This window comes from Pseudomonas sp. NPDC096917 (assembly GCF_044762555.1).
GTDB lineage: Bacteria > Pseudomonadota > Gammaproteobacteria > Pseudomonadales > Pseudomonadaceae > Aquipseudomonas.
The window spans coordinates 42,934-66,405 of sequence record NZ_JBIWEO010000017.1; the positions used below are offsets into that span (position 1 = coordinate 42,934).

The following is a 23,472-nucleotide window of genomic DNA, read 5'->3' on the forward strand; positions in this document are numbered from 1 at the left end:
ATGGCTATTTCAGCGCTTGAGGCGGCACACCGTGCGGCCTCAGATGTCGAACAGGTGGTCTGGGTCGATCGCGATGACCGCGTGCTCGGGGCATTGCCCCGGCATGAGCTGCGTGAACAAGCTCTGATCGGGCGCGGCACTTTTATTCTGTTGTTCAATTCAGCCGGTGAACTGTGCGTGCACCAACGCACCTTGAGCAAAGCGCTGTACCCCGGGTTTTGGGACGTGGCGGCGGGCGGTATGGTCGGTGCCAACGAAACCTATGCCCAGTCGGCGGCCCGTGAACTGGCAGAAGAGCTGGGTGTGAGCGGCATCCCATTGACCGCTCATGAGCGGTTTTACTTCGAAGGCCCGCAAAACCACCTGTGGTGTGGGGTATTTTCCGGCGTGTGGGATGGCCCGCTAACCGTGCAGCCCGAAGAAGTGCAGCAAGCACTGTTTATGCCCGTGGATGAGGCGTTGCGCTTGAGTGAACACCAGGATTTCTGCCCCGATTCACTGGCTGCCCTGAAGCGGTATCTGGCGCAAAGACAAACCTTGTAACCGCTGCCGAAGGTTGCGGCGGGTTGCGTAACAGCCCCGCCTTTAAAAATGAAAGCGAAGGTCCTGCGGCCCTTATCGCAGTCTTCGGCACCGGCTACAGGGTTTGCCGCAGAATTTAGATGATTTTTTGCGCCGATTGGCTATTGGGCGGCGGCGATTTTGTCGTTACACTGCGCGACCTTTTTCAGGCTCAGGCGCTTTTCCCGCTTGAGTTGCGCTGCCCCTGCCAGAGTGGGGCTTCGCGGTCGGTACACCTTGGCGCATCAGCGTCATGCACCGGCCAATTTTTTGTCCTCCATATGAGGATTGCCGGTGGCCAAAAAAGCCGCATCCTTCGCCGCCTTGGGTGGCCTGGTATTTTCCACCGACGCAGGTCGTCACTGTCCAGACTGTCGCCAGCCAGTAGACGCCTGTACCTGCAAACAAACCCTGATCCCTGCCGGTGATGGCATTGCCCGCGTGCGTCGCGAAAGCAAAGGCCGTGGCGGCAAGACGGTCACGACCATTACGGGCGTGCCATTAGCCGAAGACGCACTCAAAGAACTGGCCACCACGTTGAAAAAACGCTGTGGCACGGGCGGTGCGTTGAAAGACGGCATCATCGAGATCCAGGGCGACCACGTCGAACTGCTGCTGGCAGAGCTGGTCAAGCACGGGTTCAAAGCCAAGAAATCCGGCGGCTAGCAGCCTCTGTGAAAACCACCGCTGGGCGTGTTTTGTCGCTCGCCATGGTTTTCACAGAGCCTGTTATCGCGGGTTTCTAAACTCGGCGCCGTTGTCAGGGTCTACCCCTGTGCAGACTAAACGTCACTTTCACTCTTTAGACTGCGCCTGCCTGCTTTCAGGTTGGGCTATTTGACTTATATATAGGGGACTTCGATGTCCGTACGACGCACACGCAAAGACGATGGCAGCCAATGGACAGTTGCGGACAGCCGCAGTGTTTACGGGATTCGCCATTGGGGGGCCGGGTATTTCGCGATCAATGAAGCCGGTCGCGTAGAAGTCCGTCCGAACGGCCCGAACAGCTCGCCCATCGATCTGTACGAGCAAGTCGACGAACTGCGCAAAAGTGGCTTGTCCTTGCCATTGCTGGTGCGTTTTCCAGATATTTTGCAGGATCGTGTACGCCAACTGACCGGCGCTTTCGACGCCAACATCGAGCGCCTGGAATACCAGAGCAAGTACACCGCGCTCTACCCGATCAAGGTGAACCAGCAAGAAGCGGTGATCGAGAACATCATCGCCACCCAAGACGTGTCGATCGGCCTTGAAGCCGGCTCCAAGCCTGAGCTGCTGGCCGTGCTGGCGCTGGCCCCGAAAGGCGGCACCATCGTCTGCAACGGTTACAAGGACCGTGAGTTCATTCGCCTGGCCTTGATGGGCCAGAAGTTGGGCCACAACGTGTTTATCGTGATCGAGAAAGAGTCCGAAGTGGACCTGGTGATCGAAGAGGCGGCCTCGCTCAAGGTCAAGCCACAGGTAGGCCTGCGCGTGCGCCTGTCGTCGTTGGCGTCGAGCAAATGGGCTGACACCGGCGGCGAAAAATCCAAGTTCGGTTTGTCGGCTGCGCAATTGCTGTCAGTGGTTGAGCGCTTCCGCGATGCCGGACTTGATCAGGGCATTCGCCTGTTGCACTTCCACATGGGCTCCCAGATCGCCAACCTGGCGGATTATCAGCACGGCTTCAAAGAAGCGATTCGCTACTACGGCGAACTGCGTAACCTCGGCCTGCCGGTTGACCACATCGACGTCGGCGGTGGTCTGGGCGTTGACTACGACGGCACTCACTCGCGCAACGCCAGCTCGATCAACTACGACATGGACGATTACGCCGGTGTTGTGGTCGGCATGCTCAAAGAGTTCTGCGACGCACAAGGCCTGCCGCACCCGCACATCTTCTCGGAAAGCGGCCGCTCCCTGACCGCGCACCACGCCATGCTGGTGGTGCAAGTGACCGACGTCGAGAAACACAACGACGACGTGCCAGAGATCGAAAACAAGGAAAGCCTGCCAGAGACCGTGCAATGGCTGGTGGACCTGCTGGGCCCGACCGACATTGAAATGGTCACCGAAACCTACTGGCGCGCTACGCACTACATGAGCGACGTGGCCACCCAGTACGCTGACGGCAAAATCACCTTGTCGGAAAAAGCCCTGGCCGAGCAATGCTACTTTGCCGTGTGCCGCCGCCTGCACAACTCGTTGAAAGCGCGTCAGCGTTCGCACCGCCAAGTGCTGGACGAACTCAACGACAAGCTGGCCGACAAGTACATCTGCAACTTCTCGGTATTCCAGAGCCTGCCCGACACCTGGGCGATTGGCCAGGTATTGCCGATCCTGCCGCTGCACCGTCTGGATGAAGAGCCGCTGCGCCGTGCCGTATTGCAAGACCTGACCTGCGACTCCGATGGCAAGATCAAGCAATACGTCGACGAGCAGAGCATCGAGACCAGCTTGCCGGTTCACGGTCTCAACGAAGGTGAAGACTACCTGCTGGGCATCTTCCTGGTGGGCGCCTACCAGGAAATTCTGGGGGACATGCACAACCTGTTCGGTGATACCGACTCGGTGAACATCTACCAGAACGCCGATGGCAGCGTGTACCACGCGGGTATCGAGACCCACGACACCATCGAAGACATGCTGCGTTACGTGCACTTGTCGCCGGAGGAGTTGATGACTCACTACCGCGACAAAGTGGCCAGCGCCAAGCTGACGGTTAAAGAGCGCACGCAGTATCTGGACGCACTGCGTCTGGGCCTGACGCGTTCGTCGTACTTGTCGAGCCACTGATTGCCCGATACAGCACTCGCTGACTGAACTACGCTGACCTGTGCATTGCAGGGGTCAGCGTTTTTTTTTGCCTGAGAGGTCGTGGTGCATGTCAAAAGTCTTCAAGCGTGTCGTTGGGCTGGCGTGTGCTGGCGTCATGGGCTGGCTGCTCAGCGCCTGTTCGCCGGTGCGCATGCTCAATGGCCTGACACCCACCCGCAGCTTCGAAAAAACCAGCGACATTGCCTACGGCAGTGATCCGCGCCAAACCCTTGATGTCTATCGCTCCAAAGACCCCGCACCCGGTGCGCCGGTGGTGGTGTTTTTCTATGGCGGTAGCTGGAACAGTGGCTCGCGCGCCGACTATTTGTTTGTCGGCGAAGCGCTGGCTTCACGTGGGATCACCACGGTGATTGCCGATTACCGACTTTATCCACAAGTGCGTTACCCGGAGTTTTTAGTGGATGGCGCGCAAGCCGTGGGTTGGACGTATCGCCATGTCGCCGAGTACGGAGGCAATCCGCAGCGCCTGTACGTGATGGGGCACAGTGCAGGGGCTTATAACGCCGCGATGCTGGCGCTCGACCCGCAGTGGTTACAGGCGGTGGGCATGAGCCCCGACAATCTGCGGGGCTGGATTGGTTTAGCGGGGCCGTATGATTTTTTACCGATAAAGGACGAAGCGGTGCGCCCGGTATTTTTTTACCCCGACTCGCCGCCTGAGTCGCAGCCGATCAATCACGTCAGCCGAGGGGCGCCGCCTGCACTATTGATGGCCGCCGAGACCGATACCTTGGTCAATCCGACACGCAACACCGGTGGTTTAGCCAGCGCTTTGCGCGAAGCTGGCGTGCCCGTTGATGAGTTCTATTTTTCCCGTACCAGCCACGTCACGCTGGTGGCGGCACTTTCGCGGCCACTGCGATGGCTGGCGCCGGTACTTGATCACGTCAGCGGATTCGTAAACCACTGATCCTTGCGCTGCATGCGCCACGCATACAGCGCCAGCACTAAACTACGTAGCACCATAAACAGCAGAAAACTTATCCACAGTCCGTGGTTGCCATGGCCATGCAGCGCCCAGGCGACGGGGAAGGCGATGATCACGCTGATCAGCATCGCGTTGCGCATTTCGCGGGCGCGGGTGGCGCCGATAAACAGCCCGTCGAGCAAGTAACTCCACACCGCAATCAGCGGCAATAACGCCAAATAGGGTAAGTAGTGGAAGGCGGTTTCACGCACGCTCGCAATGTTGGTTTGCATCTCGATAAACACGTGCCCGCCGAAGACAAACAGCAGTGCAAACATCACGCTGGCCAACAACGACCAGCCGCAGGCCACCACCATCGAACGGCGCAAGGCGGTGCGATCACGGGCGCCGATGGCATGCCCGCACAGCGCTTCAACCGCGTGTGCCAAACCGTCCAGTGCGTGCGCCGTCAGCAGTAAACCATTGAGCAGCAGCGCATTGGCTGCCACGGTGGCATCGCCCAAACGCGCGCCTTGCACGGTGATGGCAAAAAACACCGATTGCAGCAGCAAGCTGCGGATAAAAATATCGCGGTTAACCCCCAGCAGCGGTTTCCAGTTGTGCCAAGCGCGCAGCGCTGCCCACACCCACTTGCCCGGATACGCCCGCAATGCGCCGCGTGTCAGCCACAGACCGAGCAGGGCGCCGCTCCATTCGGCAATCACTGAGGCTCGGGCGGAACCGACCACCCCCCAGTCCAGCCCGAGTACAAACCACACGTTGAGTACGATATTGATCAGGTTGGTGGTGAGCAAAATCGCCAGCGGTGCCCGCGCGTTCTGCGCGCCTAAAAACCAACCCACCAACGCATAACTGGCCAAGGCCGCCGGCAAGCCAAACAAGCGGGTATGGAAGAAGTCGAGCGTCAGTTCATGTAATTGGGGCGAAGGCTGCATCACACTCAACGCCACGCCACTGAAAGGGATCGCAATCGCCCCCAGAAAGAGCGAGAGCAGCATCGCCAGCAACAAACCTTGCAGCAGAATTTGCCGTAATGCGTTGCCATCATTGCGCCCGGCGGCTTGCGCGGCAAAGCCGGTGGTACCCATGCGCAGAAAGCCCATCATCCAGGCCAGGAAGAGATACAGACTGGCGCCCACCGCCACCGCGCCCAATTGGTGGGCGTGGGGCAAATGGCCGATCACGGTGCTGTCGACCAGCGCAACCAGTGGCACGGAGATATTCGACAAAATCATCGGCGCTGCCAGCGTCCAGACCCGGCGATGGGTCGGGCGGTCGCGCCAGTCAGCTAATAGGGAAGACATGCAGGCTCCTTTTGGGGGGGGCATTGTAGCGGTATGGTGAACATGGAGTCGCTGGCGCGGTACCAGACTGCGATCGGCTGCGCAGCAGTGGCGAAACCATGCAGCCCGGTATCTCAGAGGTATCGTGATAATCGGGCTCACGGGGACTGCGTCCCCGATCGCAGCCTCGTACCCTGGCAGCGACTACAGGTAATGCGGCGCGCTGTTATATAGTCGAGCCCTTCAATGCCAAGTCAACGAGTACACCATGCTTAACAAAGGACTGTTCCTGGCCTGTGCGCTGGCGCTGCTGAGCGCTTGTGATTCATCGTCCTCCGGCAAACCCGTAGCACCCGCGGCTGTCAGCGCGCAGGCGGCCAGACCGGTACAGGACGCCAAGGTGCTGGCCGAACGCTACGCCGGGCGCCCGTTAAGCGTGGTGGATGTCTCTGAAGTGCAACTGGACGGTGCCAGCACGTTGTCCGTGAGCTTTTCGGTGCCGCTGGATGCGAAGCAAAATTTCGCCGACAAACTGCACGTGGTCGACGCCAAGACCGGCAAGATCGATGGCGCCTGGGAGCTGTCGGATAACTTGATGGAACTGCACCTGCGCCATCTCGAACCCAAGCGCAAGTTGATCCTCACCGTCGACCCCGGCCTGCGCGCAGTCAACGAGGCCACCCTGGCCGCCGAGTACGTGAGCCGCCTCGAAACCCGCGATCTGCAACCGACCGTGGGTTTTGCCAGCCGTGGCAGCTTGCTGCCCAGTCGTTTGGCCGAAGGTTTGCCGGTGATCGCGTTAAATGTCGACAAAGTTGACGTTGAATTCTTTCGGGTCAAACCCGAATCGTTGCCGGCATTTCTCAGTCAATGGGGCCGTAACAGCAGCCTGCAAAGTTACGAAGCCAAAGACCTGCTGAGCATGGCGGATCTTGTGTACGGCGGGCGCTTTGACCTGAACCCGGAGCGCAATACCCGCGAAACACTGATTCTGCCAACGTCGGGCATCAAGCCCTTGCAGCAGCCGGGTGTGTACCTGGCGGTGATGACCGCGTCGGGCAGTTACAACTATTCAACCCCGGCGACTCTGTTCACCCTCAGTGACATTGGCCTTTCCGTACACCGTTATCAGAAGCGTCTGGACGTGTTCACCCAGGGGCTGGAAGGTGGCAGCGCGCTGGCCAATGTCGACCTGGAGTTGCTCGACGGCAAAGGCAAGATGCTGGCCCAAGGCAAAACCGATAAACAAGGGCATGCCGAACTGGCCTTGGCGCCCAAGGCCGAAGTGTTGGTGGCACGTCAGGGCGATCAGACCAGCGTGTTGCGCTTGAATACGGCGGCGCTGGACTTGGCGGAGTTCGACATTGGTGGCCCGCAAGCGCACCCGCTGCAATTTTTCGTGTTTGGCCCGCGAGACCTGTACCGCCCCGGCGAGACGGTGCTGCTCAATGCCTTGCTACGTGATCGTGATGGCAAGCCGGTCAAGCCGCAGCCAGTAAGCGTTGAAGTGCGCCGCCCGGACGCACAGGTCAGCCGCAAGTTTGTCTGGGAGCCGGACGCGTCGGGTTTCTATCAATACTCGCTGCCCTTGGCAGGTGAGGCGCCGACCGGGCGCTGGCAGTTGGTGTTCGATCTGGGCGACGGCAAGCCGCAGTTGTATGAGTTTTTGGTCGAAGACTTCTTGCCGGAGCGACTGGCGCTGGAGCTTAAAGGCCGTGATAAACCGTTGAGCCCCGACCAGAGCGCTGACATTCAAGTCAATGGTCGCTACCTGTATGGCGCCCCGGCTGCCGGCAATCGCTTGAGCGGGCAGGTTTATGTGCGTCCGTTGCGTGAGGCGGTCAGTGCGTTGCCCGGTTATCAGTTTGGCTCGGTGACTGAGCCCGATTTGACTCAGGACCTGGAGCTGGACGAAAGCGTGTTGAACGCTGAAGGCAAAGAAACCCTGCGCATTGAAAGCCAGTGGAGCGAGGCCAGGTCGCCGCTGCAACTGATTGTGCAGGCCAGCTTGCAAGAGTCTGGCGGGCGCCCGATTACCCGGCGTTTGGTGCAGCCGGTGTGGCCTGCGGATCGTTTGCCGGGGCTGCGCGGGTTGTTTGAAGGCACTGAAACCAATGGCGATGGCCCGGCAGCGTTTGAACTGCTGGTGGCCGACAGTCAGGGCTACAAGCTGGCCGCTGAAAACCTTAAGGTACGGCTGGTGCGCGAGCGCCGCGATTACTACTGGAACTACTCGGACAGCGACGGCTGGAGCTATCACTACAACGAGAAATTTCTGAACCTCAACGAAGAAACCGTCAACCTTAAAGCCGGAGAAACCGCCAAGGTCAGCTTCCCGGTGGAGTGGGGCCCTTACCGCGTCGAGGTTGAAGACCCGAAAACCGGCTTGGTCAGCAGCCTGCGATTCTGGGCCGGGTACCGCGCTCAGGACAACGCCGAAGGCGGCGCCGTGCGCCCGGATCAGGTCAAGCTGGCACTCGATAAAGCCGCGTACGGCGATGGTGACACCGCCAAAGTCACCGTCACGCCGCCTGCTGCTGGCAAAGGCTATTTACTGATTGAAGGCAGCGAGGGTCCGTTGTGGTGGCAAGAGATCGAAGTCCCCGCTGAAGGCAAAACCTTCGACATCAAACTCGACCCGAACTGGGCACGCCACGATGTGTATGTCAGCGCGCTGGTGATTCGTCCCGGTGAGCGCAAAACCAACATCACCCCAAAACGTGCGGTGGGCGTGCTGCATCTGCCGCTCGATCGCACGCAGCGCAAGCTGGCGCTAACCCTCGATGCGCCGGAAAAAATGCGCCCCAAGCAGCCGTTGACGGTGAGGATCCAGGCTAAAAACGCTGACGGCAGCGTTCCCAAACAAGCCCATGTTTTGCTCGCGGCCGTGGACGTCGGGGTGTTGAACATCACCGATTACCCAACGCCTGATCCGTACGCCAGCCTCTTTGGGCGCAAGGCGTATGGCGCCGACCAACTGGATATTTACGGGCAACTGATTGAAGCCGGTCAGGGCCGTCTGGCCAGCCTGGCATTCGGCGGTGATGCGGCGCTGGCCAAGGGCGGCAAGCGGCCTGCGACCAGCGTCACGATTGTTGCGCTGCAAAGTGCGCCGGTAACCTTGAACGCGCAGGGCAAGGGCGAAGTCAGCGTTGATATTCCGGACTTTAACGGCGAGCTGCGCCTGATGGCACAAGCCTGGACCGACGACCGCTACGGCATGGCGCAGGCCAAAACCGTGGTCGCCGCGCCGTTGGTGGCCGAGTTGGCCGCACCGCGCTTTTTAGCGGGCGGTGACGAGACCCGGCTGGCCTTGGACTTGTCCAATCTCACCGATAAACCGCAAAAGCTAGACGTGAAACTGAGCGCAGACGGCCAGCTCAATCTGCTGGGCGAGACCACGCAAAACGTCACGCTAAGCCCCGGCCAGCGCAGCACCTTGCAGATTCCGGTCAAGGCGTTGGGCGGTTTTGGTACGGGGATGGTCAAGGTGACGGTGAACGGCCTCGACCTGGCGGGCGAAACCTTTGCACCCTTTAGCCGCGAATGGACCTTGGGCGTACGCCCGGCGTATCCCGCGATGCTCAAGCACTATCGCGCCGTGCTTAAGGATCAGCCGTGGAGCTTGCCTGAAGGCGAGTTGCAGGCCTTCGAGCCGGCCGGGCGCGAAGCCTTGTTGAGCGTGTCGAGCCGTCCACCGCTTAATCTGGGCGAACAGATTCGTGCGCTTAAGGCGTATCCCTATGGCTGCTCAGAGCAAACCACCAGCGGCCTGTACCCGGCGTTGTATGCCGATGCGGCGTTGCTCGAGCGCTTGGGCCTCAAGGGGGAGCCGGACGCAGAGCGCAAACGTAAAATCGAGCTCGGCATCGAGCGCCTGCTGGGCATGCAGCGCTACAACGGCAGCTTTGGCCTGTGGGGAGCAGACGGTGAGGAAGAGTATTGGCTGAGCGCCTATGTCACCGACTTTCTGCTGCGCGCCCGCGATCAAGGCTACGCCGTGCCAGCCGATGCGTTGAAAAAGGCCAACGAGCGGTTGCTGCGTTATGTGCAAGAACGCAACCTGATCCAATCCGATTTCAGCGACAACCTCGACCACACCCGTTTTGCCGTGCAGGCCTACGCCGCTTTGGTATTGGCCCGCAGCCAGCAAGCGCCGCTGGGGGCGTTGCGCAGCATTTTCGAGCGCCGCAGCGATGCACGCTCAGGCTTGCCGCTGGTGCAACTGTCGATTGCCTTGCAGAAGATGGGCGACCAACCGCGTGCCGATCAGGCCTTGATCGCGGGGCTGGCGGCCAAGCGCAAAAACGATCAATGGCTGGGCGACTACGGCAGCCCGCTGCGTGATCAGGCACTGATTCTGGCGCTGCTGGAAGAGAACAACCTGATGAGTGACCAGCGTGAGCAGCGTCTGTTTGAACTGTCCGATGTGTTGGCTGAAAGCCGTTGGTTGTCGACTCAGGAGCGTAATTCATTGTTCCTGGCTGGACGTGACCTGTTGAGCAAACCTGAGCCTAACTGGTCGGCGCAGCTCACCAGCGGCGATCAAACCCGCGAGCTGAATAACAACCAGTCGGGCCTCAAACTCGACGGCCCGTTGCTGGCGCAGTCGTTGACTGTGCGCAATGAGGGCAGCGACGCGGTGTATCAACAGCTGACCCTTTCCGGTTATCCACAGCAGGCCCCGGTTGCCGGTGGCGAGAATATGAGCATTCGCCGTGATTACTTGGGCATGAATGGCGAACCACTGAATATCAACACCCTGAAAAGTGGGGATCTGGTGTTGGTGCATGTGGCGGTGACGGCCAAGCAACCTGTACCGGATGCGTTAGTGGTCGATTTACTGCCTGCGGGTCTGGAGCTGGAAAACCAGGATCTTGGACAAAGTGCCGCCAGCCTTGAAAACGCCAGCACCGAGGTCAAGCAATGGCGCGAGTCGATGCAAAATGCCAGCGTGCAGCATCAGGAGTATCGCGATGACCGTTACGTGGCGGCGCTGAAACTGGAGGGTTATGGCACTGCGCACTTGCTCTACCTGGCCCGCGCCGTAACGCCGGGTACCTACCGCGTACCGCCGCCGCAAGTCGAATCCATGTACCGCCCGAACTGGCAGGCGGTTGGCGAGACACCGGGAGAGATGGTGATCAAGGGAAGGTAACGACATATCCTCTGTAGGAGCGAGCAAACTCGCTCCTACAGAGGTCGGGAGTCAGCTGATAATCCAGCTCAACACCCACAACCCGAGCAGCAGCCAGATCACGCCGCCGATGATCGAGGCACGCATGAAGGCGCGTACGGCGTTATAAAGAAACAGCAGGCCAATCACCAGAATGGCGATGCTGATGATCGATGTGTCCATGCCCAGCGCGCGGCCAAGACCTTCGATAAAGTTGCCGCCCGCGTGGCTAAGGCCGCTGAAAATGCCACTCAACCCTTCAACGATAAAGCGAATGATGGCCCCGAACATTTGCCCCAGGCTCTCGAAAAATCCTTCAACGTGCATGTGTGTGTCCCGATGAATAAGGCAGTCACTGTGCCAGAGATAAGCCTTGGGCTGCTATGTATGAAGCGTAGTTCCGTTAAGGACTGGGCGGTTTGAGGCTTAATCTGAAAAAAAATCTGTGCTGGGCGGCCGCAAGCCTGTTGCTGGTGCTCGCTGTGCTGTGGCTGGCTGACCGTATCTGGCCGCTGCCTTTGCCCAAGGATGATTTGGCCCGCGTGGTGTTGGCCGAAGACGGCACGCCGCTGTGGCGCTTTGCCGATGCCAACGGCGTGTGGCGTTACCCGGTGCAGACGCGGGAGGTGTCGCCGTATTACCTCGACGCGTTGCTGACGTACGAAGACCGCTGGTTTTATCAACATCCTGGGGTGAACCCGCTGGCACTGGGCCGCGCCGTCTGGCAAAACTTCAGGGGCGGGCGCGTGTTGTCGGGGGGCAGCACGTTGTCGATGCAGGTAGCCCGTTTGTTGGACCCGCATGAGCGCACCTTGTCTGGCAAGTTGCGCCAGTTGTGGCGCACGGCGCAGTTGGAATGGCATGTGCCAAAGGATCAAATCCTCAATCTGTACCTCAATCGCGCCCCGTTTGGCGGCACCTTGCAAGGCGTGGCGGCAGCCAGTTGGGCGTATCTGGGCAAGTCGCCACAGCAGCTCACACGTTCCGAGGCGGCGTTATTGGCGGTATTGCCGCAAGCGCCGAGCCGCCTGCGCCCCGATCGTCATCCAGAACGTGCGCAAGCGGCGCGCGATAAAGTGCTGCGCCGTTTGGCCGAGTATCGGGTGTGGCCGCAGACTGCGGTCGATGAGGCGCTTGAAGAACCCCTGCTGTTGGCGCCGCGACTGGAGCCGAGCCTGGCACCGTTGCTGGCGCGGCGTTTGAATCGCCCGCACAGCCCGCCGCTGATTCGTACCACGTTGGATGCCAGCTTGCAGCGCCGCCTTGAAGACCTACTGCTGGGCTGGCGCGCGCGGTTACCCGATCACACCTCGGCGGCGATCATTGTGGTCGAAACTGAAACCATGGCCGTGCGCGCCTACCTGGGCTCGGTCGACATCAACGATGCGCGGCGTTTTGGTCATGTCGACATGATCAACGCTCTGCGCTCGCCGGGTTCGACCCTCAAACCATTCCTGTACGGGATGGCGATGGATGCGGGGCTGATCCACTCCGAGTCGCTGCTGCAAGATGTGCCGCGTCGTTATGGCGACTATCGGCCGGGCAACTTCTCGATGGGCTTTAGTGGGCCGGTCTCGGCCAGTTCGGCCTTGGCACTGTCACTTAACTTGCCGGCGGTGCAACTGCTCGAAGCCTACGGGCCTAAACGCTTCGCGGCGGATCTGCGCAATGGCGGGGTGCCGTTGAGCCTACCCGCCTTGGCCGAACCCAACCTGGCGCTGATTCTGGGCGGCGCGGGCAGCCGCCTCGAAGACTTGGTCAGCGGCTACAGCGCGCTGGCCCGTGGCGGCAACAGCGCTAACCTGCGTCTGCAACCGCAAGACGAGTTGGTCGAGCGGCGCATGCTGTCTGCGGGTTCGGCGTGGATCATTCGGCGCATCCTGAGTGGGCAGGCGCGACCTGATCGCGACCCGAGTGCCGAGCTGGTACAGCGTCCGTCATTGGCGTGGAAGACCGGCACCAGTTATGGCTTTCGCGATGCATTGGCGATTGGTGTGGGGCCGCGCTACCTGATTGGCGTGTGGATCGGCCGCCCGGATGGCACACCCGTGCCGGGGCAATTTGGCCTGGCCTCGGCGGCGCCGCTGATGCTGCAAGTGCACGATGTATTGAGCAATCGCGACAGCCAGCGGGGTATTGTCGCCCCGGTGCAGGCGGTGCCGAGCACCGTGGGGGTGGCAGCGATTTGCTGGCCGCTGGGCCAGCCGCTGAGCAAAAGCGATACGAACTGCCGCCGTCAGCGCTTCGCCTGGACGCTGGATCAGACCACGCCACCGACCTTGCTGGCGTCCGACCAGCCGCTGGGGGTAGGTTTACGGGAAACCCTCTGGGTCGACTCGCATGGCCTGCGAGTCGGCCCACAATGCCCCGGCGCGCAACAGCGGGAATTCGCCTTGTGGCCTGCACCGCTTGAACCCTGGTTGCCACGGGCTGAGCGACGCGAAGCCCGCTTGCCGCCTGCCTCGACAGACTGCCCGCCACCTGCGGTGAACGCCGTTACTGAACTGACAATAGTCGGCGTGCGAGAAGGCGACCGTCTGCGGCGCCCGGCGGCAAGCCAAGCCTTGTTACGCTTGGGGTTGTCAGCGTTGGGGGGGGACGGTCGCCGCTGGTGGTTCCTCAACGGCACGCCGCTGGGCGACAGCGGGCATCAAGAAACACTTAACACCACACTCGATCATCCGGGTCGCTATGAGCTGAGCGTACTCGACGAAAGTGGACAAACCGCCCGGGTCGAATTCAGCGTGGTGGAGTAGGCGCTGCCTTTAATTTTAAAGATCAAAAGATCGCAGTCTTCGGCAGCGCCCACACGCGTGTGGTTGTGCAAAAAGGGTGGGGATCCAGCCAAAGAAGCCCGCCTCAAAAAACCAAGAAAACCAAATTAATTAGCGTTATATCTTTAGTGATCAAACGTTGTGCGCACACACCTGACAAAAAATTAACCATTGATTTATAAGGGTTTTTAAGTCTTAACCTTGCGAAAGTATTAATCACTAAATGTACTAAAGCCTTTGGATATATAAGGGGTTAATACCAAGTTATGAATTGTTCTGGTTTCCACGCAGCGTAGATATGTAGCCACCGACGAATGCATCTCTGACGTTAGAACAGAGAGCGATCGAACTCAGGCTAAGAATCAGGTGCAAGGGAATAAATCATGAACACTCAACTGTGGTTAAAAACAAGTACAGCTCTCCTGTTGGTGATGACCGTCAGCCTTGCTGGTTGCCATAGCGGCGGTGGTGGATCCAAAAGCCATGTTGAATCGAGCTCGCCTGACAGCGGCACCGGCAGCACAGGCGGTGGTGACGGTGGTGGTGATGGCGGCACAGGCGGTGGAAATAACGGTGGCGTTAATAGTGGCGGTGGCGATAACGGTGGTGGCAGCAACGGCGGCGGTAACAGCGGCGGTGGCGACAATGGTGGTGGCAACAACGGCGGCGGTAATAGCGGCGGTGGCGACAATGGCGGCGGTAATAACGGTGGCGGTAATAACGGCGGTGGCAACAATGGTGGAGGCAACAACGGCGGCGGTAATAACGGCGGCGGCAACAACGGTGGCGGCAACGGCGCCAGCAACACGCCGCTGGTCACCGGCCAGGTGGTGTCTCAGGTTGGCACTGCGGTTGATGGCGTAGGCTCGGCAGTCAGTGATTTGGGCAACACGTTGACCACGGTTCCTGTGGTGGGGGCGGCCGGTGGTTTGGTCACCAATACCGGCAATGCTGTCACGTCCATCGGCGATGGTTTGCACGGCCTGGGCACACTGGGCACTGATAAAAACTCGCTGGGCCTCGCGGCTGCTGGTGCAACCAATGCAGTGGCTGACGTGGGCAAAGGTGCCTCCTCTCTGGGCCAAGGCGTCAGCGGCCTGCTCGACAACACGCCGATCAGCCAAATCCCGTTGGTGGGCGGCGTGACAGATAAAGTGACGGGCGTGGCGGGCGGACTGGTGTACAAGGTCGGCACAACCGTCACCATGATCGGCAACACGCTGAACGCTGACGTCACCAGTGGCCAATTGGGCAAGGTGACCGGCGGGGTCAATGACAAGGTGCTGGTGCCCGTGATTTCGCTGGTCGAGAAAACCACGGGTCAAGTGGGCACTGCAACAGGTTTGGGAGCACCCGTGGATGGGGTGTTGAACAAGGTTGGCGGTGTGGTGACCGGGCTCGGCAACAAGGTGGCCAGCGTCGGCGATCAAAACCCTGTGACCACGTTGGTCGGGGGGGTGTTGGTCGGTGTCGGGGGGGCAGCTGATAAGGCCGGTGGTTATGTGAACCCGGCCCCCGCTACAGGCACAGGTACGGGTACGGGTACCGGGATCGGTGGATTGCTGGGTAGCGTGACCGGCGCGGTCGGTGGCTCAGGTGCGGGCGCAGGTACTGGCGCTGGTGGTGTGGGCGGCTTGCTGGGCGGCGTGACAGGTAGTGTGACAGGCGGCTCGGGCGCAGGTACTGGCGCTGGTGGTGTGGGCGGCTTGTTGGGCGGCGTTGCAAGTACGGTCGGTGGTGTTGTAGGTACTGTAACCGGTGCGGGTACAGGCACAGGTGCTGGTACGGGGGGTGTTGGCGGCTTGCTCGGCGGTGTAGGTGTTGGAGCAGGTGTTGGCGTAGGGGCTGGTGTCGGTGCAGGAACCACCACCACAGGCGCAGGTGCAGGGGTTGGTGCTGGTGTGGGTGCCAGTGCGGGCGCTGGTGCAAGTGCGGGTACTGGTGCAAGTTCGGGTACAGGATTGGTCGGTGGCTTGGTTGGGGGAGTGCTTGGCGGGTTAGGCAACTTGGGCAAGAAAAACTAACGAAATTGCACCTGGCCGGTTCGACGGCCACACCTACAACGCCTACGCTTGGTTGGGACGAGAGATTCCTTTGGATCTCTCGTCTTTTTTCATGTCCAGGCTGTAGGACTGCTATTTGGACAGTGTCACCGCCAGATGACGACCCAGGTCGTTAAGCCGCTGAAGTTGACCATGGAGTGTCATATGCGAACGTACGTCCCTTTTTTGCTCTTGGCATTGACCCCGTATGTGAGTGCCGAACCTCTTCCTCGTTACCTCAACAGCAACGACACCCTGCAGTCCCTGCCAACGCCCAACTTGCCGGTGGATGCCTATCGCCCGCAAACGCCTGCGCTGGAATTGCCCAAACCGGGTGCCGCCGAACCTCAGCCTTTATTGATGGGGACCAAACTGACCATCCGTAAATTGCAGATTGAAGGCGGCACGGTGTACCCGCTGCAAGAGCTGGGCGCGGCCTATAAACCTTTGCTGGGCCATGAAATCACACTGAGCGAATTGATTGAGGCCACGCGCAGCATCACCCAGCGTTATCAAACCGATGGTTACTTGTTGTCGTACGCGTTTTTGCCTCCTCAGAATTTCGATCAAGGCCTGGTGCGCGTGGTGCTGGTCGAAGGGTATATCCGTGATTACACGGTCGATGGCGATGTGGGGCGGGTCAAAGGGTTTATTGATGAGCTGGTCGACAAGCTCAAGGGCGAGCGCCCATTGACCCGTAAAACCTTTGATCGATACGCCACGCTGATGAGCCGGATTCCGGGGGTGACCTTGCAGGCGCAAGTGCCACCGCCGGGGACCACGGATGGTGCGGCAACGCTGCATGTCACTGCCAGTCGCAAACCATTCACCACCAGCATGAGCCTCACCGAAGGCAGTCGTAACAGCACCCAGGCCTTGTTTGCAGTGAGCAGCAACTCGCAAACCGCCATGGCCGAGCAACTGACCTTGAGCGGATTATTCCCGCCCGGCAACGACAAAGAGCACTACTACCGTCTCGATTACAGCCAATTCTTGAATGCCGAAGGCACGCAATTGAGTCTGTATGGCGCGCGTTATCGCAGTGATCCGGGCACTAACATTGCCACCAGCGATGGTTTCGAACTCAAGCCCCACCGCGAGAATGATCGTTTTTCGATTGGCGTCAGCCACCCGCTGATTGTCGCGCCGGACCAATGGCTAAGCGTCGCGGGCCGCTTGTATGGGGTTAACGACAAAACCGACTACGACATCGTTGGGTATTCGCAGACCATCAGCGAGAAAACCAATGTGCGGGCACTGGCCTTTGAGGGTGACTGGCGCAAGTCCACGGCCAGTCAGTTGCGTATTGTCAGTGGCGGCGTGTACCAGGGTATCAACGGCATGGGGGCCAAGACCGAGAGCAACTTGACCGGCAACCACTACGACCTGGACTTCTTTCGTTTGCGATTATCCGGAGTGCAGAGTGATACGTTCTTCGACAATTGGCAGGGGGTGATGTCGGGTGCGTTGTATTGGACTGACGACAGTGTGCCGGACAGTGAGCGTGCCGTTTTTGGTGGGCAAAACTTTGGTCGTGGTTATCCCGATGATCAGGCCTCAGGTGATAAAGGTTGGGGTGTGGCGTATGAACTCAACTACAGTTTTAACCGCGAGGGTGAGTGGGTGAAACTGTTACAGCCTTATGCCGTTTTGGACAGGGCCAAAACCTGGTTCAACGAACTTCCGCTTAAAGGCTCTGATATGTCGTCCGCTGCTGTCGGGCTACGTTTTAGTGACAAGCGTTATTACAACATTGCATTGGAAGTGGCCAAGCCATTGTCCGATATGGCGCTGGACAGTTTTAATCGTCGGCCACGCTATACGTTGAGTTTTAGTTATCAGTTGTAAGTTCCTGGCTGTTATTCCTGTGGGTGTTTTTAATGCGGCGAATGTTTGGCGTGTGCGCAATAAATCAGGCGTGCAACACGTCAAATGTTCGCCGTTTTTTTCGTCTGTCTCTACGGGATATAAAGAGAGGAACGTAAGTTACAGGGAATGGTATTTTGGGAAGAGATTGTCGAGGGTATTAATCAAGCGCAGGTGATAGATGGGTTTTCGAAATAAATCCAGGACCTGCAATCGTAACAAGTCGCTGACATCGTTCATGTCGGCATGCCCCGAGATGACAATGACGGGCAAGTGCTGGCGCGAGGTGTGTTTGCGTAGACGCTGGATCAACGCTATGCCGCTTTCCTCAGGCATGCGCAGGTCGGTGATGACCAGCGCAATGTCCGGGTGCAGACTCAATTGCTGAAGGGCGAGGGTGACTGATGTTGCCGTAAAGCAACAAAAGCGCTCGCCTTCCAGCAACTCCGCCAGTTCCAGAAGTGCCTCTTCTTCGTCATCTACGATCAGAAGCTGCTCTCGTGTTGAGGGGGCGCCCATAGGGTTATGCGGGTTTGGTGACAGCGGCTTGAAGCGTCGTGAACATCGTGGTGATCGCACCAGAGATGGGCGTCACGAATGCTGCCAAAGCGATAGCCACCATGGCTGCGATGATGGCGTATTCAATGCCCGAGGCGCCTTCTGTACGCTGAAAAAACAGCTTGGCCTGACGTGTCAGGAACACGTGAGCCGGGACGTAGACTTTCAGAACGGTGGTTGAAATCATTTTAACTCTCCTGAGGACGCCGTAATGACAGCAGTTTTATAGCGCTTGAACAGAAGTAGAACTACGTCCCTGTTTTAGTCACTGCTGTTTGAATGGTTGTGAACATGGTTTTGATTTGGCCCGAGATCGGCGTCACAAAAGCGGCGAGTGCGATAGCCACCATGGCCGCAATAATGGCGTATTCAATACCCGATGCACCTTCTGTTTGCTTGGCGAACTTTTTAGCCTGTTGCGCAACAAACATTTGGGTCGGTACGTAGACTTTCAATACGGTATTCAAAAACATCTGACTTCTCCTTAGTGCACCGGTTTGGGCACTGCGCAACAGTGGGGCACATCGTTACTTTGTGCTATCACAGCATGGCAATATCAGGCGATTCAGCAACTGTAAAAAAGCGCTAATGACAAAGTATTAATCCGAAAGTACCTGCTTGGAAAGTGTGGTAAATCAACGGGTTTTCCTGAACTAAAATATTTTTAAGCTGACTAATGGCATTTTGCTTTGTCTGGGCTACGTTCAAATAGCGAAATGGTTGCAACACAATTATCTGCAATAGCTACCTGATTGCGAATGGGTTTTTTTGTCAGCAGTACGCAGTGGCATAGGGAGTGTGTTAATGAACAACCAACGCAGTTTGATCTTGGCCGCGATTCTGTTTGTCGGTGCCATTGCTGCCGGTTATTGGGGGTTAGTGTTGATGCGCGAACAACAGCCCGTTGCAGAAGTCCCTGTGACTCAGGTTGTTGAGCAGAGCGTGGCAAAGGTTGAAGATCAAACCCGCCAGCCGGTCGTGGTATTGGCCCGTGATGTGCCCCCGCACCAGGCGTTGACAGCCGACGATGTCATCATTGAAAAAATGCGAACGGCACCCGCAGGCAGCTTCACCACGGTTGAGCAGGCGGTAGGCAAGACCCCTTGGCGCAGTTTGAGTGCGGGCACCTGGCTTAATGCACAAAGCTTTGAGGTTGGCGGTCCCTTGGCGCGGATGATCCGCCCCGACGAGCGTGCCCTTGGAGTAGCCATTGATGAGGTTGTAGGCGCGGGCGGGCAGTTGACCCCGGGCGACTACGTGGATGTCTTGCTGTTTTTACGCAAGGATCCGGAGAACCCGCAGCAATCGGCACAGGTGGTATTGCCGGCGGCGCGTGTACTGAGTGTGGGGGATGAACTGGGCTTGACCCACGACGGCTTGCCTTCCGGCCAGCCACTGAGTGCCGAAGAAGCCCTTAAGCAAACACAACGCCGAGTCGCTGCGCGTACAGCGGTACTGGCGATTCCAGAGGCGTTGATCGATCAGATGATGCTCGCGACTCAAGCGGGCACCTTGCGCCTGGCCGTGCGCAGCGCTGATGAGCAGCGTTTGAGCAAATACTGGGCGGGCGATTCGCAGGCGCCCACCAACCTTGAGAACGCCAAGCGCGATCTTTATCAGTTCAATCAATTAGCCCTGACCGGGCCGGTAAAAGTGTTCAGCAGCAACCCTGGCAGCCCTCCTCGGGCACGCGGTATTGAAATTATTCGCGGCAATCAAACGGCCCAACAGCCAGCCCAATAAAAAGTCCTGATCTGCAAGGAGGCCCGCATGAGCCATCGTCGCGCTGCGCTTTACAAACGAGTTGTCTGGACGCTGGTCTTGAGTAGCTTGCCTTATGAAATGGCGTTGGCTGCTTCAGACAGTTGCGCTGCACTCGGCCCGTTACCCGCTGTATTGGAAGTGACCCAAGGGGCCCAGCAGGCGCTGGATTCACCGGTCAGCATTTCACGCATTGCAGTGGGCGACCCCGCCATTGCCGATGTACATGCCAATGGCAGCAATGCATTTCTACTCACGGGGGTGGCGCCGGGGACTACCAGCCTGATGGTCTGGACCGCCTGCTCCAAGTCGCCGCGCCAGAGCATGGTGTTCGTCAGAGGCAAGGCCACGGATGGTTTTACCACCGCCACATTGCCACCGTCTGCCGATGCAACATTGCCCAGCCAGGTGCAGACCGACATTCGTTTTGTCGAAGTCAGCCGTACCAAGTTGCAAGAAGCCAGCACCTCGATCTTCGGCATGGGCAAAGACTTTCTCTTCGGGTCGCCAGGCTCATTTATCAGCAATGCCGAAAGCCTGATTACGGGTGGTCCGGTGGCCAACGGCAAGTACTTCAACATTGGTTTTGGCGGTGGTCGGGTCAAAGCCATGATCAATGCGCTGGAAGGCAGTGGTTTTGCCTACACCCTGGCGCGTCCGAGCCTGGTCGCATTGAGTGGGCAGAGTGCAACCTTTCTCGCGGGTGGCGAAGTGCCTATCCCGGTGCCCAGCAGTGGTAGCGATAACGTGTCGATCGAGTACAAGGAGTTCGGTATCCGCCTGACGCTGACCCCGACCGTCGTGGGACGTGACCGCATTTTGCTGAAAGTGGCACCCGAGGTCAGCGAACTCGATTACACCAATGCAGTGAACATCGCCGGGACCTTAGTGCCGGGGCTGAACGTGCGTCGCACCGATACCAGTATTTCCCTGGCCGATGGCGAGAGTTTTGTGATCAGTGGCCTGATCAGCTCCCGCAATAGCTCGCAGGTGAACAAATTTCCGGGGCTGGGCGATGTTCCGATTCTTGGCGCCTTCTTTCGCGATTCCAACATTAGCCGTGAAGAGAAAGAGCTGTTGATGATCGTGACCCCGCATTTGGTCCAGCCGCTTGCAGCTAATGCGGCTTTACCGAGTATGCCCGGCGAAAAACTGCGCAATTACGACCCTAACTGGTATCGCTTGTATTTCCTTGAAAACGGAAATTTTAATAGCCGTAGCGGGTTATCCCAATGAGCCAAAGCCTAAGCCAGACGTTTCTCGCGCTGACGCGCAACAACACGGACCTTGAGTGGTTGCAAGGCGCACTGGCACCGCTGGGGCAAGTGGTGGGCGCAGGGAGCAGCAGCCTGGATGAGCTGTTGGCGTTGATTGACGTGACCTTCGCCGGGCTGGTGTTCGTGGGGTTGGACCGCGACAAAGTGGTGGCGCAGTGCGCATTGATAGAAGGTGCGCTGGAAGCCAAGCCAATGCTGGCGATTGTCGCGTTGGGCGATGGCATGGATAACCAGTTGGTGCTCAATGCGATGCGCGCCGGGGCACGAGATTTTGTGGCCTACGGCTCGCGTTCCAGTGAGGTCGCGGGGCTGGTCCGACGCCTTAGCAAGCGATTGCCGCCGCCCACGCCGAGCACTGAATTGGGTGGCCTGACCGTGCTGTTCAGTGCGCAGTGCAATGCCGATGGAGCATTGCTTGCCAGTCACCTGGGGCTGGTGGTGCAAAAGAGCGGGCAAAAAACCTTGTTTCTGGACTTGGGAATTCCCCGTGGCGATGGCTTGGCACTATTGGGTCTGGAGAGTTCGTTCTTCTTTGGCGATGCGCTGCGGCATTTGCGTCGCCTGGACAGTACGTTGATTGACAGTGCGTTTACTAAAGCCCCCGATGGATTGCGGGTGTTGGCTCATAGCGATAACGACGAGCCTCTGGAGCATACCAGCGCCGCCGAGTTGTATATGTTGCTCAGCGCTTTGCGTCAGCACTTTCAGCACATTGTGGTGAACCTGACAGGTCAGCCCGATGGTGAGGGGGTACGCACGTTTGTCACCCACTGTGACAAGTTGCTGTGGTACGTGGATCAAAACGTACTGGATTGTCGGCGCAATCTGGATGTGCTCAACCTGTGGCGCGCCAAAGGCATGAAGCTTGAGCACACCAGCCTATTGGTTGATCGCTGCCTGCGCGGTGTTGCCCCGGACGCCGATGCACTGGCCAAGAGCTTTGGCTTGCCGGTGTTGAGCACATTGCCCATGAGCGCCGAGTTACGCATCAATGCCAAGAATCAGGCCGTCACTCTGTTTGAGTTGGGGCCACGCGAAGCCCTTAGCCAAGGGTTGAAAAAAATCGGTGAGCAGTTGGCGAAGCGCTCACAGTTGTCTGGCAAAGCGGGCGCCAAACCTGGCAAATGGCTAAACCGCCTGTGGGGGTCTCAATGACCAATGAACAGCTTTTTGGCGCTGGCCTCTACAAGGATGGGCATGCCGATCACGACGGCCTGAAACTGGTGCTGCACCGCTACATCATTGATGCCATCGAGGAGAGTGGCAAAAACCTGTTGGAAGATTCGCGCCATGCTTTGTCGCAGTTCGTCACTGACCGGGTGGCGGAGTATGTGTCGCGTCTGCACCTGGCTATTTCACGTTATGAGATGGAGCGGCTGGCCGAAGAAATCGTCGATGAGTTGACCGGCTTCGGTCCTCTAGAGGTCTTGCTGCGCGACACTGCCGTCACGGAAATTCTGGTGAACGGCCCGCACCGGGTGTTTGTGGAGCGTGAGGGTGTGTTAAACCGAAGCGATCTGCGTTTTATCGACGACCATCACGTTGAACGGGTGATGCAGCGCATTCTGGCCCCGCTCGGCCGGCGCCTTGACGAGTCGTCCCCCATGGTCGATGCGCGCTTGCCCGATGGCAGCCGGGTCAATGCGATCATCCCGCCGATTGCGCTCGACGGCCCATGCCTGTCGATCCGTAAGTTTCGTCAGGACATGCTCAAAAGCAGCGACCTGGTGGCGATGCAAACCATCGATCAGGCGATCTATGAGTTTTTCCAGGAAGCCGTGGGTAAGCGCTGCAACATCTTGATCAGCGGCGGTACCGGTACCGGTAAAACCACACTGCTGAATATCTTGAGCCAACTGATCAATCCACATGAACGTCTGGTGACCATCGAAGACGTCGCCGAATTACAGCTCGGCCACCCGCACGTGGTTCGCCTGGAAACCCGTCCGCCAAATGCCGAAGGGCATGGCGAAGTCAAATCCAGTGATTTGATTCGCAACGCCCTGCGGATGCGCCCGGACCGCATCATCCTTGGCGAGATTCGGGGCGTGGAAGTCCTCGATGTACTGACTGCGATGAACACCGGTCACGATGGTTCGATGAGCACGGTGCACGCCAACAACGCGCAAGATGCCCTGCTACGACTCGAAACCCTGGTGGGTTTGACCGGGCGCACGGTGGCAGAAAAAACCCTGCGCCAAATGATTTGCGCCGCGCTGGACGTGATCATCCAGTTGACGCGCATGCCGGACGGTCGGCGTTGTGTCAGTGAAGTGCTGGAGGTGGTGGGCGTGCGAGACGATGTGTACGTCACCAACACGCTGTTCCGTCTCGATAAGCGCACCGGCTTTGGTTTTATGCGCGAAGCGCTGAACCCGGCAAGCGACAAGTTGCGCCGTGATCCTATTTTGAATGCCAACGGCTGA

At 58.7% G+C, this 23,472-nt stretch carries 17 protein-coding genes; 12 read left to right on the forward strand and 5 right to left on the reverse strand.

The genetic code is table 11. From position 1 onward, the window contains the following. The 4 genes from ACIQYF_RS18845 to ACIQYF_RS18860 all read left to right on the forward strand — a co-directional run bounded on the left by ACIQYF_RS18845 (window position 1) and on the right by ACIQYF_RS18860 (window position 4,291). A complete protein-coding gene (locus ACIQYF_RS18845; protein WP_402864848.1) occupies window positions 1-543 on the forward strand; it encodes an NUDIX hydrolase in 543 nt (180 codons plus the stop codon). A 312-nt stretch (window positions 544-855) separates the two neighbouring features. After that, on the forward strand, window positions 856-1,227 hold the full coding sequence (locus ACIQYF_RS18850; protein ID WP_048366499.1) for a translation initiation factor Sui1: 372 nt from the start codon (window positions 856-858) through the stop codon (window positions 1,225-1,227). A 195-nt stretch (window positions 1,228-1,422) separates the two neighbouring features. After that, window positions 1,423-3,339 (forward strand): arginine decarboxylase, encoded by a 1,917-nt coding sequence (gene speA / locus ACIQYF_RS18855; protein WP_402864851.1) that lies wholly within the window; start codon window positions 1,423-1,425, stop codon window positions 3,337-3,339. A gap of 88 nt (window positions 3,340-3,427) precedes the next feature. After that, window positions 3,428-4,291: an alpha/beta hydrolase gene (locus ACIQYF_RS18860; protein WP_402864853.1), complete on the forward strand. Its 864-nt coding sequence runs from the start codon at window positions 3,428-3,430 to the stop codon at window positions 4,289-4,291. On the opposite strand, the gene ACIQYF_RS18865 is transcribed toward ACIQYF_RS18860, so the two are convergent. Then, window positions 4,264-5,613, reverse strand: coding sequence for an MATE family efflux transporter (locus tag ACIQYF_RS18865; RefSeq protein WP_402864855.1), 1,350 nt, complete (start codon window positions 5,611-5,613; stop codon window positions 4,264-4,266). The two genes, ACIQYF_RS18860 and ACIQYF_RS18865, sit on opposite strands and share 28 nt — an antisense overlap. 247 nt (window positions 5,614-5,860) lie before the next feature. Between ACIQYF_RS18865 and ACIQYF_RS18870 the strand changes: the two genes are divergently transcribed. Continuing rightward, window positions 5,861-10,750 (forward strand): alpha-2-macroglobulin family protein, encoded by a 4,890-nt coding sequence (locus ACIQYF_RS18870; protein ID WP_402864857.1) that lies wholly within the window; start codon window positions 5,861-5,863, stop codon window positions 10,748-10,750. Between the two features lie 51 nt (window positions 10,751-10,801). On the opposite strand, the gene ACIQYF_RS18875 is transcribed toward ACIQYF_RS18870, so the two are convergent. Then, the gene (locus tag ACIQYF_RS18875; RefSeq protein WP_402864859.1) at window positions 10,802-11,095 is read right to left on the reverse strand and encodes a hypothetical protein; all 294 of its coding nucleotides are present in this window, start codon (window positions 11,093-11,095) and stop codon (window positions 10,802-10,804) included. Window positions 11,096-11,187: 92 nt separating this feature from the next. On the opposite strand from ACIQYF_RS18875, the gene pbpC reads away from it, so the two are divergent. The 3 genes from pbpC (at window position 11,188) to ACIQYF_RS18890 (ending at window position 17,432) form a co-directional block, all read left to right on the forward strand. After that, the gene (gene pbpC, locus ACIQYF_RS18880) at window positions 11,188-13,524 is read left to right on the forward strand and encodes a peptidoglycan glycosyltransferase PbpC (RefSeq protein ID WP_402864861.1); all 2,337 of its coding nucleotides are present in this window, start codon (window positions 11,188-11,190) and stop codon (window positions 13,522-13,524) included. Window positions 13,525-13,925: 401 nt separating this feature from the next. Then, window positions 13,926-15,566 (forward strand): collagen-like triple helix repeat-containing protein, encoded by a 1,641-nt coding sequence (locus ACIQYF_RS18885; RefSeq protein ID WP_402864863.1) that lies wholly within the window; start codon window positions 13,926-13,928, stop codon window positions 15,564-15,566. Window positions 15,567-15,749: 183 nt separating this feature from the next. Next, window positions 15,750-17,432 carry a ShlB/FhaC/HecB family hemolysin secretion/activation protein gene (locus ACIQYF_RS18890; RefSeq protein WP_402864865.1) on the forward strand — a complete coding sequence of 561 codons (1,683 nt, stop codon included), beginning with the start codon at window positions 15,750-15,752 and terminating at the stop codon, window positions 17,430-17,432. A gap of 138 nt (window positions 17,433-17,570) precedes the next feature. On the opposite strand, the gene ACIQYF_RS18895 is transcribed toward ACIQYF_RS18890, so the two are convergent. From ACIQYF_RS18895 to ACIQYF_RS18905, 3 genes are all read right to left on the reverse strand, one after another. Continuing rightward, the gene (locus ACIQYF_RS18895) at window positions 17,571-17,969 is read right to left on the reverse strand and encodes a response regulator (protein WP_402864867.1); all 399 of its coding nucleotides are present in this window, start codon (window positions 17,967-17,969) and stop codon (window positions 17,571-17,573) included. 4 nt (window positions 17,970-17,973) lie between these two features. Continuing rightward, entirely contained in the window at window positions 17,974-18,195 is a 222-nt protein-coding gene (locus ACIQYF_RS18900) for a Flp family type IVb pilin (RefSeq protein WP_402864868.1), read from the reverse strand. Between the two features lie 61 nt (window positions 18,196-18,256). Further along, window positions 18,257-18,481 (reverse strand): Flp family type IVb pilin, encoded by a 225-nt coding sequence (locus ACIQYF_RS18905; RefSeq protein ID WP_402864870.1) that lies wholly within the window; start codon window positions 18,479-18,481, stop codon window positions 18,257-18,259. Window positions 18,482-18,812: 331 nt separating this feature from the next. Between ACIQYF_RS18905 and cpaB the strand changes: the two genes are divergently transcribed. From cpaB to ACIQYF_RS18925, 4 genes are read left to right on the forward strand one after another with little or no spacing between them, the layout of a single operon-like run. Continuing rightward, on the forward strand, window positions 18,813-19,751 hold the full coding sequence (cpaB, locus tag ACIQYF_RS18910; protein WP_402864872.1) for a Flp pilus assembly protein CpaB: 939 nt from the start codon (window positions 18,813-18,815) through the stop codon (window positions 19,749-19,751). Window positions 19,752-19,778: 27 nt separating this feature from the next. After that, window positions 19,779-21,005: a type II and III secretion system protein family protein gene (locus tag ACIQYF_RS18915; RefSeq protein ID WP_402864874.1), complete on the forward strand. Its 1,227-nt coding sequence runs from the start codon at window positions 19,779-19,781 to the stop codon at window positions 21,003-21,005. After that, window positions 21,002-22,201: a pilus assembly protein gene (locus ACIQYF_RS18920; RefSeq protein WP_402864876.1), complete on the forward strand. Its 1,200-nt coding sequence runs from the start codon at window positions 21,002-21,004 to the stop codon at window positions 22,199-22,201. Before ACIQYF_RS18915 ends, ACIQYF_RS18920 begins: the two co-directional genes overlap by 4 nt. Beyond that, entirely contained in the window at window positions 22,198-23,472 is a 1,275-nt protein-coding gene (locus tag ACIQYF_RS18925; RefSeq protein WP_402864878.1) for a CpaF family protein, read from the forward strand. The genes ACIQYF_RS18920 and ACIQYF_RS18925 overlap by 4 nt, the downstream gene beginning before the upstream one ends.